This window comes from Malaciobacter marinus, from assembly GCF_003544855.1.
GTDB lineage: Bacteria > Campylobacterota > Campylobacteria > Campylobacterales > Arcobacteraceae > Malaciobacter > Malaciobacter marinus.
This window is the reverse complement of record NZ_CP032101.1, coordinates 495,799-511,197: the sequence shown is the minus strand read 5'-3', so window position 1 is coordinate 511,197 and position 15,399 is coordinate 495,799. Positions and strand designations below refer to the sequence as shown.

General features: G+C 26.5%; 17 protein-coding genes. 6 read left to right on the top strand and 11 right to left on the bottom strand.

The window, feature by feature from the left end; translation table 11 throughout:
• Window positions 1-7: 7 nt before the first annotated feature.
• The 5 genes from AMRN_RS02520 to AMRN_RS02500 all read right to left on the bottom strand — a co-directional run bounded on the left by AMRN_RS02520 (window position 8) and on the right by AMRN_RS02500 (window position 6,047).
• Window positions 8-307: a DUF2018 family protein gene (locus AMRN_RS02520; RefSeq protein ID WP_099311775.1), complete on the bottom strand. Its 300-nt coding sequence runs from the start codon at window positions 305-307 to the stop codon at window positions 8-10.
• Window positions 307-1,605 carry a histidinol dehydrogenase gene (gene hisD, locus AMRN_RS02515; RefSeq protein WP_099311777.1) on the bottom strand — a complete coding sequence of 433 codons (1,299 nt, stop codon included), beginning with the start codon at window positions 1,603-1,605 and terminating at the stop codon, window positions 307-309. The genes AMRN_RS02520 and hisD overlap by 1 nt, the downstream gene beginning before the upstream one ends.
• Window positions 1,606-1,613: 8 nt before the next feature.
• The gene (locus AMRN_RS02510) at window positions 1,614-2,126 is read right to left on the bottom strand and encodes a shikimate kinase (RefSeq protein ID WP_099311779.1); all 513 of its coding nucleotides are present in this window, start codon (window positions 2,124-2,126) and stop codon (window positions 1,614-1,616) included.
• An 85-nt stretch (window positions 2,127-2,211) separates the two neighbouring features.
• Window positions 2,212-5,124 carry an ABC transporter substrate-binding protein gene (locus AMRN_RS02505; RefSeq protein WP_099311781.1) on the bottom strand — a complete coding sequence of 971 codons (2,913 nt, stop codon included), beginning with the start codon at window positions 5,122-5,124 and terminating at the stop codon, window positions 2,212-2,214.
• A 35-nt stretch (window positions 5,125-5,159) separates the two neighbouring features.
• Window positions 5,160-6,047 (bottom strand): 1-aminocyclopropane-1-carboxylate deaminase/D-cysteine desulfhydrase, encoded by an 888-nt coding sequence (locus tag AMRN_RS02500; protein ID WP_099311783.1) that lies wholly within the window; start codon window positions 6,045-6,047, stop codon window positions 5,160-5,162.
• Window positions 6,048-6,111: 64 nt separating this feature from the next.
• Between AMRN_RS02500 and AMRN_RS02495 the strand changes: the two genes are divergently transcribed.
• Both AMRN_RS02495 and AMRN_RS02490 read left to right on the top strand, forming a co-directional pair.
• On the top strand, window positions 6,112-6,579 hold the full coding sequence (locus tag AMRN_RS02495) for a MotA/TolQ/ExbB proton channel family protein (RefSeq protein ID WP_099311785.1): 468 nt from the start codon (window positions 6,112-6,114) through the stop codon (window positions 6,577-6,579).
• On the top strand, window positions 6,576-6,959 hold the full coding sequence (locus AMRN_RS02490; RefSeq protein ID WP_099311787.1) for an ExbD/TolR family protein: 384 nt from the start codon (window positions 6,576-6,578) through the stop codon (window positions 6,957-6,959). The genes AMRN_RS02495 and AMRN_RS02490 overlap by 4 nt, the downstream gene beginning before the upstream one ends.
• 16 nt (window positions 6,960-6,975) lie before the next feature.
• Here AMRN_RS02490 and fbaA read toward each other — a convergent pair whose 3' ends face one another.
• Window positions 6,976-8,043 (bottom strand): class II fructose-bisphosphate aldolase, encoded by a 1,068-nt coding sequence (gene fbaA / locus AMRN_RS02485; protein WP_099311789.1) that lies wholly within the window; start codon window positions 8,041-8,043, stop codon window positions 6,976-6,978.
• A gap of 10 nt (window positions 8,044-8,053) precedes the next feature.
• A complete protein-coding gene (locus tag AMRN_RS02480; protein ID WP_099311791.1) occupies window positions 8,054-8,863 on the bottom strand; it encodes a peptidylprolyl isomerase in 810 nt (269 codons plus the stop codon).
• A gap of 227 nt (window positions 8,864-9,090) precedes the next feature.
• Here AMRN_RS02480 and hsrA point away from each other — a divergent pair, with 227 nt between their 5' ends.
• Entirely contained in the window at window positions 9,091-9,774 is a 684-nt protein-coding gene (gene hsrA, locus AMRN_RS02475) for a homeostatic response regulator transcription factor HsrA (RefSeq protein ID WP_079578026.1), read from the top strand.
• 16 nt (window positions 9,775-9,790) lie between these two features.
• Window positions 9,791-11,083 (top strand): sensor histidine kinase, encoded by a 1,293-nt coding sequence (locus AMRN_RS02470; protein ID WP_099311793.1) that lies wholly within the window; start codon window positions 9,791-9,793, stop codon window positions 11,081-11,083.
• On the opposite strand, the gene AMRN_RS02465 is transcribed toward AMRN_RS02470, so the two are convergent.
• Window positions 11,080-11,508 carry a CoA-binding protein gene (locus AMRN_RS02465; RefSeq protein WP_099311795.1) on the bottom strand — a complete coding sequence of 143 codons (429 nt, stop codon included), beginning with the start codon at window positions 11,506-11,508 and terminating at the stop codon, window positions 11,080-11,082. The genes AMRN_RS02470 and AMRN_RS02465 overlap by 4 nt on opposite strands.
• Before the next feature lie 144 nt (window positions 11,509-11,652).
• On the opposite strand from AMRN_RS02465, the gene AMRN_RS02460 reads away from it, so the two are divergent.
• Both AMRN_RS02460 and AMRN_RS02455 read left to right on the top strand, forming a co-directional pair.
• Window positions 11,653-12,012 (top strand): DUF4168 domain-containing protein, encoded by a 360-nt coding sequence (locus AMRN_RS02460; protein ID WP_165375087.1) that lies wholly within the window; start codon window positions 11,653-11,655, stop codon window positions 12,010-12,012.
• A 21-nt stretch (window positions 12,013-12,033) separates the two neighbouring features.
• Entirely contained in the window at window positions 12,034-12,381 is a 348-nt protein-coding gene (locus AMRN_RS02455) for a hypothetical protein (protein WP_099311799.1), read from the top strand.
• A gap of 1 nt (window position 12,382) precedes the next feature.
• On the opposite strand, the gene AMRN_RS02450 is transcribed toward AMRN_RS02455, so the two are convergent.
• The 3 genes from AMRN_RS02450 to AMRN_RS02440 all read right to left on the bottom strand — a co-directional run bounded on the left by AMRN_RS02450 (window position 12,383) and on the right by AMRN_RS02440 (window position 15,316).
• Window positions 12,383-12,871, bottom strand: coding sequence for an ankyrin repeat domain-containing protein (locus AMRN_RS02450; RefSeq protein ID WP_099311801.1), 489 nt, complete (start codon window positions 12,869-12,871; stop codon window positions 12,383-12,385).
• Window position 12,872: 1 nt separating this feature from the next.
• The gene (locus AMRN_RS02445) at window positions 12,873-14,303 is read right to left on the bottom strand and encodes a catalase (protein WP_099311803.1); all 1,431 of its coding nucleotides are present in this window, start codon (window positions 14,301-14,303) and stop codon (window positions 12,873-12,875) included.
• Window positions 14,304-14,401: 98 nt separating this feature from the next.
• Entirely contained in the window at window positions 14,402-15,316 is a 915-nt protein-coding gene (locus tag AMRN_RS02440) for an AEC family transporter (protein WP_099311805.1), read from the bottom strand.
• Window positions 15,317-15,399: the final 83 nt, after the last annotated feature.

Here is a 15,399-nt window from a genome sequence, read left to right as displayed (position 1 = left end):
TAATACCTTATGAATCTAATCTTTGAATTACTTCTCCAGTAAATTCAATATATAAACTTTTTTTCATCTCATGAACATTATCACTATTATTTGAAGCATAATTATCTAGTAATTCATTTATATCAAAACTATTATCTTTATTCTCACTAAGAATTAACTCCATAATTGCATACTTTTCTATTATTTTATCTAATTCATCGTCTACTATTTGTGTATTCGCACTTCTTATTGCATCTAAAAACTTCGATTGAGGAGTACCTGCAAAAATATCATCTTCATCTTCAAATAATGCATCGTATTTTGACATTAATTATCCTTTTTTAACCTTACTCTTACAGACTCAGCGTGAGCTGTTAGCCCTTCTGTATCAGCAAGTATTGCACAAGCTTCGCCTAACTCATCAATTGCTTGAGAAGAGAAGTTTATAATAGAAGACTTTTTCATAAAGTTTTCTACATTTAGTGGGCTATAAAACTTAGCTGTACTTCCAGTAGGAAGGGTGTGATTTGGTCCAGCTATATAATCACCAATTGGTTCAGGAGTATTTTCACCTAAGAAAATAGCACCTGCATGTTTGATTTTTGAAAGAAGCTCAAATGGATTTGTAGTCATAACTTCTAAATGTTCAGGAGCTATTTCATTCATAAGTTCACATGCTTCATCCATAGAACTTGCAATAATAATTGCACCTCTTTCATCAATAGATTTTCTTGCAATTTCACTTCTACTTAAAGTTTTTAAATAGTTATCAACTTCAAGTGATGTCTGTTTTGCAATATTTTCATCTATTGTAATCATAATAGAACTTGCCATTTCATCATGCTCTGCTTGAGATAATAAATCTATTGCAAGATATTTTGGTTTTGCAGTACTATCACTTAAAATTCCAATTTCACTTGGTCCTGCAATCATATCAATATTAACCTCACCAAAAACCAACTTTTTAGCAGTTGCTACAAAAATATTGCCAGGGCCAGTTATTACATCTACTTTAGGAATAGTTTCTGTTCCATATGCCATTGCAGCAATTGCGCTAGCTCCTCCAACTTTAAATGCTTTTGAAATATTACAAATATAACAAGCAGCAAGTAATAATTCATTTATTTCATTATTTGGTGTTGGCGTACAAACTACTATCTCTTCAACTCCTGCAACAATTGCAGGAATTGCATTCATAAGTAAGCTACTTGGATATGCTGCTTTTCCTCCTGGAATATAAAGTCCAGCTCTATCAACAGCAGTAACTTTTTGACCTAAGATTGTTCCATTTTTTTCAAAATCAATCCAAGACTTTGGTAACTGTTTTTCATGGTAAGCTTTAATTCTATCATAGGCTTTATGTAGTGCAGATTTTAAATTTTCATCTATATTCTCATAGGCTTTTTTCATATCATCTTTAGAAATCAAAAGTTCATCATCACTTTTTACTTCCCATTTATCAAACTTTTCAATATGTCTTTTTAAAGCACTATTTTTCTCTTCTATAATTTCTGTTATTATATTTGTTACTATTGATGAAACACCTTTTATATCAGTTTTAGCTCTTCCTAAAATCTCATCAAACTCTTGTTTAAAATTTTCATTTTGTGTACTAATAATTTTCATATTTCCCTCTATATGTTTTTAAGTATCTCATTTGTTATATCTATAATATTTTGATTTTCTACATTTACTGTTATATCTGCGATAGCTTCATACTCACTAACTCTAATATCAAAAAGTTTTTTTGCTTCTTCAATATTTTGTAAAAGTGGTCTTTTTTTTAGCTTTTTTTGAGCATTTTCTGAATTTTTTATTCTATTTATAATACCATCAAAACTTGATTGTAAATATATAATTTTTCCAATTTGTTTGATATTATCTTGCTTATAAAAGCCTCCACCAGTTGAAATGATAGTGTTTTCTTTTATATTGTTTTCAAGCCATAAAGCACACTTCTTTTCTAAAGTTCTAAAATAAGCTTCTCCATTAACTTCAAAAATCTTTTTGATTTTTTGGTTTTCCATGCTTTCTATTAAATCATCAGTATCTATAGCAAACATCGAAGAGTTTTTTACAAGGCTTCTTGCAATTGTACCTTTACCCACTCCCATAAAACCTATAAGTATTATATTACTTTTATTCAACAAAACTTTCCTTATGATTTATAACAAGCTAATATTATATCCAAAATTAGGTAAAACTCAAAATGACTTAAATCAATATATAAAATCATAATTTCCTAGGAATAGTTATTGTAAATTTTGCTCCTTTATGAGACTTTTTATTAAAAATATAATTACTATTTGAAACTTCTATTTTTCCATGAATGTGTTCATGTATAATTTGATATGTCATATACAAACCAATACCTGTTCCATCGCTTTTATGTTTTGTAGTAAAATATGGTTCAAAAATATTTTCTATAATATTTTCAGGAATGCCTCCAGCATTATCTTTTATACAAATTACTACTTCTTTAGACTTTTCAACAACATCTATGAAAATATATTTATCTTCCATATCTTTTTCTTTAAAAGCATCATTTGCATTATTTAAAATATTTAAAAGAGCTTGTGTTAACTCATTTTTATATGTTGTTAATTGTAAAGTTTTATCAATATTTTGTTCTATATTTATAAAATTTGTTTTAAAAATACTCTCTAATAAAACTAAATTTTGCTCAATCAATGAATATGCAAAAAAACTCTCTTTTTTCTTATCTGCTGCAAAAAAGTTTCTAAAATCATCAATAGTTGATGATAAATGTTGTGCAGTAACATTTAACTTTTCTAAAAACTCAACTGATTCTTCTTTATTTTCTGTTTTTGTTTCAATTCTTAATTTTAAGCCTGTTGCAATTGTAGAAATAAGACTAAGTGGTTGTCTCCACTGATGGGCAATATTTCCTATCATTTCACCCATTGATGCAAGTTTTGATTGCTTAAATAAAAGTCTTTCTTTACTTTTTAATTCTGTTAAATCAACTATTGTAAAAAGCTTAACTCTTTTATTTTTTAAAGTAATATATCTATCTTTTACAAGGGCTGGAAATGTTGTACCATCTGTTCTTACAAACTCTATTTCATAAGAGTCAAGGTTTTTATTTAAGGACTCTTTTAATGTAACTATAAAATCATTATGAACATGATGATAAAGATTTTGTCCAATTACTTCTTCTTTATTTTTATAACCAAGAAGTTTATATCCTACTTTATTTATATCAATACAATTGTGATCTTGGAATACTAAAACTGCTTCCATAGTAGAATCAAGAAGCACTTCAAAATTTCTAATAGACTCTTTTAAAGCTTCTTGAGTTAACTTTAACTCTTTATTCTTTTCTTCAAGTTTTTTTCTTTGTCTTTGTAGTTTTTGTTTATTATCAACTACTTCTTTATATCTATATGTAATAACTAAAACGATAATTGCAAAAACTATAAATATTTTCCAAAAAGATGAATAATCAAAACCCTTTTCATAATTGAAGTTTATCCACTTTTTCAAGATTTCATTTTTTGATTGTGAATCAAGCTTATTGATTAATTTATCAAAAATTGAAAATAGCAATTTATCATCAGATCTAACACCAACCCCTAGGCTATATTTTTCATCAAATTTTCCTGCAATCTTTAATTGTGAAAAATACTCTTTTTGAATCTTATAACCAACACTTGTAATACTATCAATAAAACCAAAAATCTCTTTTTTTGATAACTTTTCTAAGCCCTCATCAACAGAAGATACATATATAAATTTTTTATTTGGATATCTCTTTTTTAGTATTGAAGAGTGTCTATAATCCTTAACAATAGCTAAGGTTTTATCATTTGGCAAATCATCTAAACTATCAAAAAATCTCTCTTCAACTCTTGTAGCTACTACTAAATGATAATCAAGATATGACTGTGTAATATTCATAATCTTTTTTCTATCTTTGGTCTTTGAAACGGCAGATATAATATCACACTTTTTATTTTTAAAAGCTCTTAAACTATCTTGCCAAGAATTAGTTTTATATAGTGAAATTGGTGTTTTTATTTGTTTTTCAAAATATCTCATATAATCAGATATTATACCTATATGCTTATTGTTCTGTATTTTTTCATATGGCATCCAAGAAGGATCAACACACATTTTTATTGATTTTTTATTATTTAAATAATAAATTTCCTCATTAGTAAAACTATGATTTTTTGAGTATTTACTAAAGGAGAAAACAATATCATTAATCGTTAAAGATTTATCAACTAAATTTTTATTTTTTGCTCTTTTTAGTTCATCTTCAATAATTGTTTTTCTAACTTCTCCTAGTTTGTAAGCATCTAAAAGCATTACCTTTTCTATTTTTTTTGCTTCATAAAATAAAGCTTCTTTACTTTTTAGTTTTGAGTATTTATTATAAATTATATCAATAATCTCTTTTTTATTTTTAAGTGCATACTCCCAACCTTTATTTGTAGCTTTAATAAAATCTTTTATTTTTGTAGGATTATTTTGTACATATTCTAAAGAAGAGAATAAGTTTCCTCCAAAGCCATATATTTCATAATTTGATGGACTAATAATATTATAAGGGATTCTTTTTTTATTTAAATAATAAGTTTCATTTGTAATATAAGCTGAAAAAGCATCTGCTTTTTTTAATATAAAATCATCTATTGGCTTAAAAGATGAAATAAGATTTATATCATCTTTTTTGATATTAAACTTTTGAAAAACTCTTGATAAGGAAGAGTTTTCAAACTCAAATTCTGTCATATATATTTTTTTATCTTTTAAATCTGTAGGGGAAAATATATCTTGTTTTGTAATTAAAACTAAAGGAGATTTTTTTAAATAATTTGCAAGTAAAATAATTGCTTGTTTTTTATCATATCCTGATAAAATTGAAGAATCATAAATTCCAAAAGTAGCTTTTTTATTTTTTACAAAATCAACAACATTAATATCTTTAGTTAATTCTTTTAATGTAACATCAAAACCTATATCTTTATAAAAACCTTTTTCAACTGCTGCAATATAACCTGCGAACTCAAACTGATACTTCCAATTTAATTGAATAGTTACTTTATTTGTTTCATTTGCTATTGAATAATTAAAAAATATAAAATATATAAAAATTATGCACCTAAATATACTCAATTCATACCTTTAAAAAGTGTTATAAAATTATACCATTAATTATTAAAAGTCAACTTTCTCTTATATCGGTCAATCATAGAGTTATTTCCAAGAAGCCCACCTTGGTGGATATAGAGTATTGTATATTTATTGTTAAAATAATTTGAATTAATAAGAGTTAAGAAACCAAGTGGATCATAAAGTAAATCAAACTCTATATTTGTGCTACTTTTGAGTTCACTCCAAATTTCATAAAACTCATTGTAAAGTTTTCCAAAATGGTAGTTTTTTTCTGTATTTAAAATAATAGGATGAAGAGTTTCATCTTTTTCCAATAAAAAAAACTGTTTTTTAAGATATTGTTCTTTTCCAACACAAGGACAAGTAATAACTTTGCAATCTAAATATTTTTGTAAAAATAATGCAGTTGTTCCTGTTCCACTTGGTAAAGATACAACTAAATTTTTAATACTATTTTTTATTTGCCAATCTTTTATCTCATTTGCTAAAATCTCAACTCCAAAAGAAGCTTCTTTTTCTCTACCACCTTCTTGAATATATAAACTTTCTTCATCTAAACAATTTTTTGATATATACTCATGTAAACAAGATTCATCTTTTTCTATAATTTTTGCACCATTTTCTAAAGCAGCTTTATAATTACCTTGAGGGTTTTGTTTTAAATAGTTGGATATATGTTTTACATAAAACTCTAATTGCCAACCTTTTAACTTTGCTAAAACTGACATAGAGTAAAGTGAATTTGCTTGAGCAGAACCATAAGATACTATTTTTTTTACATCTTTAAAATCACTTTTTAAAAAATAGTAAAACTTTCTTGCTTTATTTCCTGAAAAATCACTATGAAGTAAATCATCTCTTTTAATATATATATTTTGTTGTCTAAATGTTACTTTATGTGTAGGTGAGTCTGTAAATTTCATAGGTGATTGTACCATTTATTAATATAATTTTTGTACAATAACAAAAAACATACAAAGGTATTTTATGAATTTAATGGAATATATAGATAAAGGTGGAATAATAGTTTATATTTTAATCTTTTTAAATATAATTGGATTTACTATTATCATCTGGAAATTCTTTACCCTTCCAAGAAAAAATGCGATGATTAACAAAATCAAATTAAGACTTGATGAAAAAAGCGATTTAAAAACACAAATAGAGTATGAAGTTCAAAAACTAGAAATTGGCTTAACATATATAAAAAATATCGCTTCAGTAGCTCCTCTTTTAGGACTTTTAGGAACTGTATATGGAGTATTTAAAGCCTTTGAAACAATTACAGCACAAGGTTTAGGTGATCCAACACTATTTTCAAATGGTATATCAATTGCACTTATTACAACTATTGCAGGGCTAATAGTAGCAATTCCTCACCATATTGCATACAATCACTTTATTTCACAAATTGATGCAATTGAATTAAAAGCAAAAAAAGAATTAATTAGATGAAACGAAGAGAACCACTAGGAGCAGATTTAACACCAATAATTGATGTGGTGTTTATACTTCTTATATTTTTTATTGTTACATCTGTATTTAAAAAAGATGAATTAGCTTTGATTTTAGATTTGCCAAATTCCCAAGCAAAAGAGTTAAAAGTAAATAAAGAACAAGTATTTATTGAATTGAGTCAAGAAAAGTTAGCAATAAAAGGTATAGAAGTATCTTTTATATCATTAGAAGATAATTTAAAAGAAGTAAAAGATAAAGCAAAACCAATAGTTGTAAGAATTGATAAAAATGTAAAGTATGAAAGAGTAGTAAAAGTACTTGATTTACTACAAAAGTATGATTTAACTAATCTTGCATTAATAACACAAGAAGAATAAAACTAAGCAAAATTGCTTAGTTTTTATTTAATGCTTGAAGATCAGAAAATGCCACTTCAAGTCTTTCTATCATAGATTCTTGTCCAGCTCTTAACCACTTTCTTGGATCATAATAGCTTTTATTTGGTTTGTCTTCACCCTCTGGATTTCCAATTTGAGCTTGTAAATAGTCTCTTTTTTTGGCTTCATATTTTCTAACTCCATCCCAAAAAGACCATTGTGTATCAGTATCTATATTCATTTTGATAACACCATACTCAATTGCTTCTCTTATATCATCAAGAGATGATCCAGATCCACCATGAAATACAAATTCAACTGGTTTTTTATCAGTATTATGTTTTTGCTCTATATATTTTTGAGAATTATTCAAAATATCAGGACGTAAAATAACATTTCCAGGTTTATAAACACCATGAACATTCCCAAATGAAGCAGCTATTGTAAAGTTTTCTCCAACTTTACCTAATTGTTCATAAGCAAAACAAACTTCTTCTGGTTGAGTATAAAGTAAAGCATTGTCAACATCAGTATTATCAACACCATCTTCTTCTCCACCTGTAATTCCAAGCTCAATTTCAATCATCATATCAAGTTCATTCATTATTTTAAAGTACTCAACACATGTAGAAATATTTTCTTCTAAACTCTCTTCACTTAAATCAAGCATATGAGATGTATATAAAGGTTTACCTGTTTCTTTAAAATGCTCTTTTCCAGCTTCTAATAATCCATCAATCCAAGGTAAAAGCTTTCTAGCAGCATGGTCTGTATGTAATATTACAGGTATTCCATAAGCTTCTGCCATTTGATGAATATGCTTTGCTCCTGAAATACCACCTAAAATAGCAGCATTAGAAGTTTTTAATCCCTTACCTGCAAAATATTGTGCTCCACCATTTGAAAATTGAATAATAATTGGTGAATTAACTTTACTAGCAGCTTCTAGAACAGAATTTGCAGAATCTGTATTTACAACATTAACAGCAGGAATTGCGAAACTATTTTTTTTAGCGTAAGCAAAAAGTTTTTTTGCTTCGCTACCACTTAATACTCCAGGTTTTACCACATCAAGTACGCCCACTTAATTCTCCTTACTTAATAACTATTTTTGCTTGTTTTTTTAATCTACTAGCTGTATCACTAATTGATTTTCTAAATTTATCTTGTAATAAAAACTCTTTAATTTTATCTTTTACTTCATTATAGCTCATAGTTGAAGCAGGAGTTTTTGACTCTAAATAAATAACATGATATCCAAACTGAGTTTTAACAGGTTTTTTAGAATATTCTCCAGCTTTTAAAGCCTTTGCACCAGCACTAAATTCTGGAACCATTTTATTTTCTTGGAATTTACCTAAATATCCACCTTTTGAAGCAGTAGGCCCTTTTGACATTTCACCAGCAAGTTTAATAAAAGTCTCTTTTTTATTTTTTGCTTTATTTAATTTTTCAATTGCATTCTTTGCATCTTTTTCTGTTTTTAATAGTATATGTCTTGCTTCTAAAGTAGCTGGTTTTTTAAACTTATCTTTACTTTTATTATAAAAATCTTTTTGTTCATTTTGTGTTACTTTAATATCTTTGAATTGATTTTGCATCCAAATTTCTAAAGCTAAGTCTTTTTTAATTTTTTCTAAAGCATCTTTGAAAGATTTATCTTTTTCAATCCCACTTTTAATAGCTTCATCTGTTAAAAGTTTTTTTTCAATAGCTTGTTGTAACACTTGATCTTTTTTATCTTTTGGTAATACATCAAAATCAATATTTGGATTTCTTAATACTACTTTTAGATCATTTTTTGTAATTTTTTCCCCATTTACTGTAGCATAATAATCTGCTGCATTTAATGTGGCAGTACTTAAAGCTAGTGTAGCAATTACACTTGTAACAATCTTTCTCATAGTCTTCCTTTTGTTTAAATATTTGCTTATTCTATCTATATTTTATTAACAATTAGTTAATTGAAAAAATTTAAAATAAAGTCTTTAGTATATCTAAATTTAGATTATAAAAATCACTCATTCATGAAAATTTGAATATTTAACTTAAAAAACCTTTAAATTTTTAAATTTTTATGGTACAATTCGCACAAAATTTAAACTTAACTTAAATTTAAGGAAATTATAACATGAGAATTTTAATTATTGAAGATGAAATAACATTAAACAGAACACTGCAAGAAGGTCTAACTGATTTTGGTTATCAAGTAGATGCTGCAGAAAACTATAAAGATGCAGAATATTTTATCGATATTAGAAACTATGATTTAGTATTAACTGACTGGATGTTACCAGATGGTGATGGGATTGAATTATGTAAAATCGTTAAAAATAGAAGTTCAAGAACTGCTGTTGTAATTATCTCAGCAAGAGATGATAAAGAGAGTGAAATAGAAGCATTAAAATCAGGAGCAGATGATTATATTAAAAAGCCATTTGACTTTGATATCTTACTTGCTAGAATTGAAGCTAGATTAAGATTTGGTGGAACAAATGTAATAGAAATTGAAGATTTAGTTATCAATCCAGATGAAGAAAAAATTATCTATAATGATGAAGAAATTGAACTAAAAGGTAAACCTTTTGAAGTATTAACTCACCTTGCTAGACATAGAGATCAAATAGTTTCAAAAGAACAACTATTAGATGCAATTTGGGAAGAGCCTGAATTAGTTACTCCAAATGTTATTGAAGTTGCTATAAATCAAATTAGACAAAAAATGGATAAACCTTTAAATATTTCTACTATTGAAACTATTAGAAGAAGAGGATATAGATTCTGCTATCCTGAAGCACAAGACGAGATTGAATAATTTTTAAGGATTACATATGAACACGAAAAGCATTTATACTCAGTTTTATCAAAAACTAATACTTGCAACTTCGTTGTTCATAACTACTCTTTCTTTTATTTTTTATGGTTATACAAAAGCTACAATTTATGAAGAATTAAAAGAGAGTCTTGTTTCAGATGCACAACTTATTTATAAAGTAAGTAAAAGTAAAGACCCTAACAAAACAAACTTTAATATTATTACTCATACTGGGATTAGTGTTGATTTAGTAACTATTGATAATCTATCAGAAATAAGTTTTGAAACATTTAAAGATGGTCAAGATCATTATGTTGAATTACTATATCCATTTGATATAAAAAGTAAAAAATTTATTAAAATAATAAAAAATATCAACTCTTCAAGAGAGATGTTAACAAAAATATTTAATAACTTATTATTTTTATCTCTTGGTGGATTAATATTAATCATTTTATATGCTTTTACTGTATCAAAAACACTACTTAGACCAATTTTACAAATCAATAAAAAATTATCTAATATGAATGAGAATTATCTTACACAAATAAAAAAAGATTCTTTACCAATAGAGTTTCATCCACTTGCTGATTCTATAAACTCTTTAACTAATAGAATTGAGACTTATGTAAGATTTAAAAAAGAGCTATTTATAGGTGCTGCACATGAACTTAAGACTCCCTTAGCAGTTATGAAATTAAAAAATGAAGTTACTTTGATGAAACAAAGAGAGCCTGAAAAATATCAAGATACATTAAAATTGACTATAAAACAAATAGATGATATGAATAAAATGATAGGTTCAATTCTTGATATAGGAAGAGCTGAGGGCGCACAATTTGAAAAAGCAACAGAGATTGACTTAGTTCAATATATGCAAAGAAAAACAAATGATTATAGAATGCTAAGTGCACAAAAGAAAATTACTATAACATTTTATGCAAATGTAAACTATTATAATACTTTATTACAAGTTACTTTACTTAATCAAATTATTCAAAACTTCGTACAAAATGCAATAAAGTTTACTCCTGAAGAAAAAACAATTGCAATAAGACTTGAAAAAAGTAAAGATACTACATCAATTAGTGTTATTGATGAGGGAATAGGAATTGATGAAAAGATAGACTTATTCGCACCATTTAAAAGAGTGGGAAATGAACAAGGTGCTGGACTTGGTTTATTTTTAGCAAAAAATGCAGCAGATGCACTGGGAGCTAAACTTTCACTTGAAAATAGAAAAGATGGAAAATCTGGATGTGTTGCAAAGCTAATGCTTTACAACAATTTAGTTTGTAAAATATCTTAATATATAGCAGCGTGTTCGATTTTAGTACAATTATTTTGTACTACTTTCATCCCTGCTTTTTTTGCTTTTTTTGCTGCATCATTATTTACTAAACCTAATTGAGTCCAAATAATATCAACATCACCTCTTTTAATAGCTTCATCTACTACTTTATCTATAACTTCAGGTTTTCTAAAAATATCTACCATATCAACTTTAAAAGGTATATCTCCTAAACTTCTATAAACTTTCTCTCCTAAAATTTCATCTTCCTTAGGGTAAACAGGAACGATTTTAAAACCGACATTTTTTAAGTATACCGCAACCTTATTGCTAGCTTTTGAGCTATCAGGAGAACAACCAATAATAGCAATAGTCTTAGTATTTTCAAAAATCTCTTTTATCTCATCTTTATTTGAATTAATAGTTGCAAATTCACATTCCATTAGATATCCTTTAATATTGATTAAAATTACCTTCATAATATAATAATTTTAATAAAGATTGTTATAAATAAAAAAATTAATATTTATTATTTTTATTTAAGTTTTATGATGTTAATGTCAGAAAAATTAAAAAAGGATGAAATTATGTTAAGAATATTTTTCTCAATAATTGCTTTTTGTACTCTTTTAAGTGCAAATCAAAATACTAAATTAGAAAATGCTCAAGTAAGTAATAAAGAAATTAAAAATTTTGCAAATGCATCAGTTAAACTAAATACTTTAAAAGTTTCTATTCAAAATAAAATGGATAAAAAATATAAAAAGACTGAACAGCCTTTGTCAAGTAAAGAAGTAGAAAGCTACAATCAAGAGTTTATGAATAAAGCAAAAGTTGTTATTCAAGATAATAATCTTACAATACAAAAATATAATTCACTTTCTCAGTTGTTTAAAAATGATAATAATTTTAAAGCAAGAGTACAGTCATTATTATTGAAAAAATAATTTTAAAATAAGGGCAAAAAAATGGAAATCCCTAATAATGCACAAAAAATTAAAGTTGAAAACAGTACAGTAGACTTTTTTGTATATGAACAAGATGATATTAAATATTATTACTTTGATACTTCATCTTGCGCAGTGCCAGAACCTATGATAAATGCAATGGCAGGTTTAAAACTAATAAATGATTCTAAAAATAAACTAATCATGCTAAACCATCAAATACCAGCTGGGTTATTCCCAAGAATTGAAAATAGTTTTGATTTTGAAATAAAAAGATTAGAAGAACAAAACAATGTTCTTATAACTTTTTCATACAAACAAGACTCTCTAGCAGAAGTTGATTTTAATAATAACCAATGCTTAGGATAAACTATTTTAGTCTATTTTTTATTTTAAATAGACTAAATAGTTTTGAAAGCTTTAAATAAAATCTATTTGTAAAGTTATTTTTGCTCTTTGAATTTAAATAATTCACAATTTCATAATTTCCAAAAATAGAAGCAAACATTATAGGTGTTGTTTTCATTCCATTATTTTCATAAATATTAGCATTTGCTTCTACTAAAAGTTTTACAATATCAAAGTAACCCTTAAAGCAAACTCCTGCTAATGGAGTTTGCCCTCTATCATTTTTCTTATCAACTTTTGCATTAAAGTTAAGAATCATCTTTGCTGTTTCATAATTTCCATTATATGAAGCTAACATTAATAGTGTATTACCTTTAGAATCTGATAAGTCAACTGGCATTTTGGCTTCTAACATAGCTTTTAAATCTTCTGTTTTTCCTTGCCTTGCATAATCTAAAGCAAATAGTTGAAGTTCTTCATATCTTTTTAATTCTTCAGCTGATATTTCCATTTTAAATTCCTAATGCTTTTTTTACTCCCATTTTATATGCTTTATCAATTTTTCCAAATAATTCTAATTGTCTATTTATTATATTTAAAGGAACTCCATCCATTGCACGAGCTATATTTCCAAAAAGCTGTTCTTTTTCATTTTCATTCATTAAATTAAAGAGTGCTCTTGGTTGAGAAAAATCATCATTGCTTTCTCTATGGTCATATCTTTTAGCATAAGTATCTTCTATTTTTAAAGCTGGTTCTTCAAAAGCTTTATCTTCAACTGGCCCATCAAAACTATTTGGTTCATAATATGCATCGCTTATATCTTTTTGATCATAATTCATAGCACCATCAGCATGATAAGTTTTAACATCAACTATTGGTCTATTTACAGGTAACATTTCATAATGAGTACCCACTCTATATCTATGGGCATCTGGATAAGAAAAGATTCTAGCTTGAAGCATCTTATCAGGTGAAAAACCTATTCCAGCAACTACATTTGAAGGTGAGAAAGATGCTTGTTCTACTTCATTGAAATAATTTTTTGGATTTTCATTTAGTGTAAGTTCTCCAACTTTTATCATTGGATAATCACTATGTGGCCAAACTTTTGTTAAATCAAAAGGATTAAAAGAACATGCCAAAGCCTCTTCTTCTGTCATTATTTGAATTTCAAAACTCCATTTAGGATAATTTCCTTGATTAATATTTTCAAATAAATCTCTTTGATTTGATTCTCTATCTTTTCCAACAATCTCTTCTGCTTCTTTATCTGTAATAGTTTCTATTCCTTGCATAGTTTTAAAGTGAAACTTAACCCAAAATCTTTCATTTTTTTCATTTATTAAGCTATATGTATGTGAACCATATCCATTTATATGTCTATATGATTTTGGTAAACCTCTATTTGACATCAATATTGTTACTTGGTGTAAACTTTCTGGACTTAACGACCAAAAATCCCAAGCAGCGGTATTGCTTCTTAAATTTGTTTGTGGATGTCTTTTTTGAGTATGAATAAAATCTGGGAATTTGTATGCATCTCTTACGAAAAAAACAGGTGTATTATTTCCTACTAAATCCCAATTGCCCTCTTTTGTATAAAACTTAAGAGCAAAACCTCTTACATCTCTTTCTGCATCAGCAGCACCTCTTTCACCTGCAACTGTAGAAAATCTAAGTAAAAGCTTTGTCTCTTCTGATTTTTGTAAAACTTTTGCTTTTGTATATTTTGAAATATCTTCTGTAATAACAAGCTTTCCATAAGCTGCACTACCATTTGCATGTACAACTCGTTCAGGAATTCTTTCTCTATTTTGATGGGCTAATTTTTCTATTAACTGATAATCTTGCATAAGTACAGGACCACGTTCTCCTGCTGTTATTGAGTTTTGATTATCCGAAATTGGATTTCCCGCAGTTGTTGTCATAGTCTTTTTCATAAAATGCTCCTTTAGTAGAAAAGATTTTTCTTTAATACTAAATCTTATTGTTATAATTGTTAAATAGAACTTAGTTAATTTTTACAGTTAAATTATAACTATATAAAATAATTTAAAACAAGCATAATAAAAAATGCAGATAATAAAGTTTGCACAGTAATAATAGATGACATTAGTTTTATATTACCTCCAAGTTGTCTTGCCAAAACAAAAGATGATGGAGCTGTTGGCAAAACTGCAAAAATTATGAGTATAGAAATCATAAAGTCATTTAATTTAAAAAAATCAGCTATAACAAACATAATCAAAGGAGTTAACACAAGTTTGGCTATGTTTGTAATAACTATCTCCTCTTTAGATGAAGTTATCTCTTTTATAACTAAACCAAAACCAACTGATAAAAGTCCAAGAGGAAGAGCAGCAGAACTTAAAATTTCTAATATCTTATCAAAGCTTGAGAAAAGCTCAATTCCCATAAAATTTATAAATCCACCTAGAAAACATGCCACAATTAAAGGATTAGTGATTATAGATTTTATTAAATATAAAAATGTTAATTTACTATCATTTACATAAAGAGCAAAAATAGATATACAAATAATATTAATAAAAGGAATTACAAACATCATTAATATAGCAGCTAAAACCAATCCTTTATCACCAAAAACAGAATCAGCTAAAGCTAAAAATACATAAGTATTAAATCTAATTGAACCTTGAACTATTGAAGTAAAAGAGTCACCTTTAAAATTAAATATTTTATTTATTAAAATTAAGATTATCAAAACTAAAGATATAGTAAAAAGTGCAGTTAAAACAAAATTTATACTATTAATCCCTTCAAAAGATGCAGTTGCAAGTTTATAAATCAATAATGATGGCATTAATACATAATATGTTAACTTATCTGCTTGTGGCCAAAACTCCACTGAGGGAAATTGTATCTTTTTTAAAAAGTAGCCAATCATAATCAAGGAAAAAATAGGAATAATCGCTGTGAAAATATGTATCATGTGCAACCTTTAACTTAACTTTATAAAAAGTTTCAATATAATTTAGTTTTACGAAACAATTTTGAAACTTTAAATTATAGATA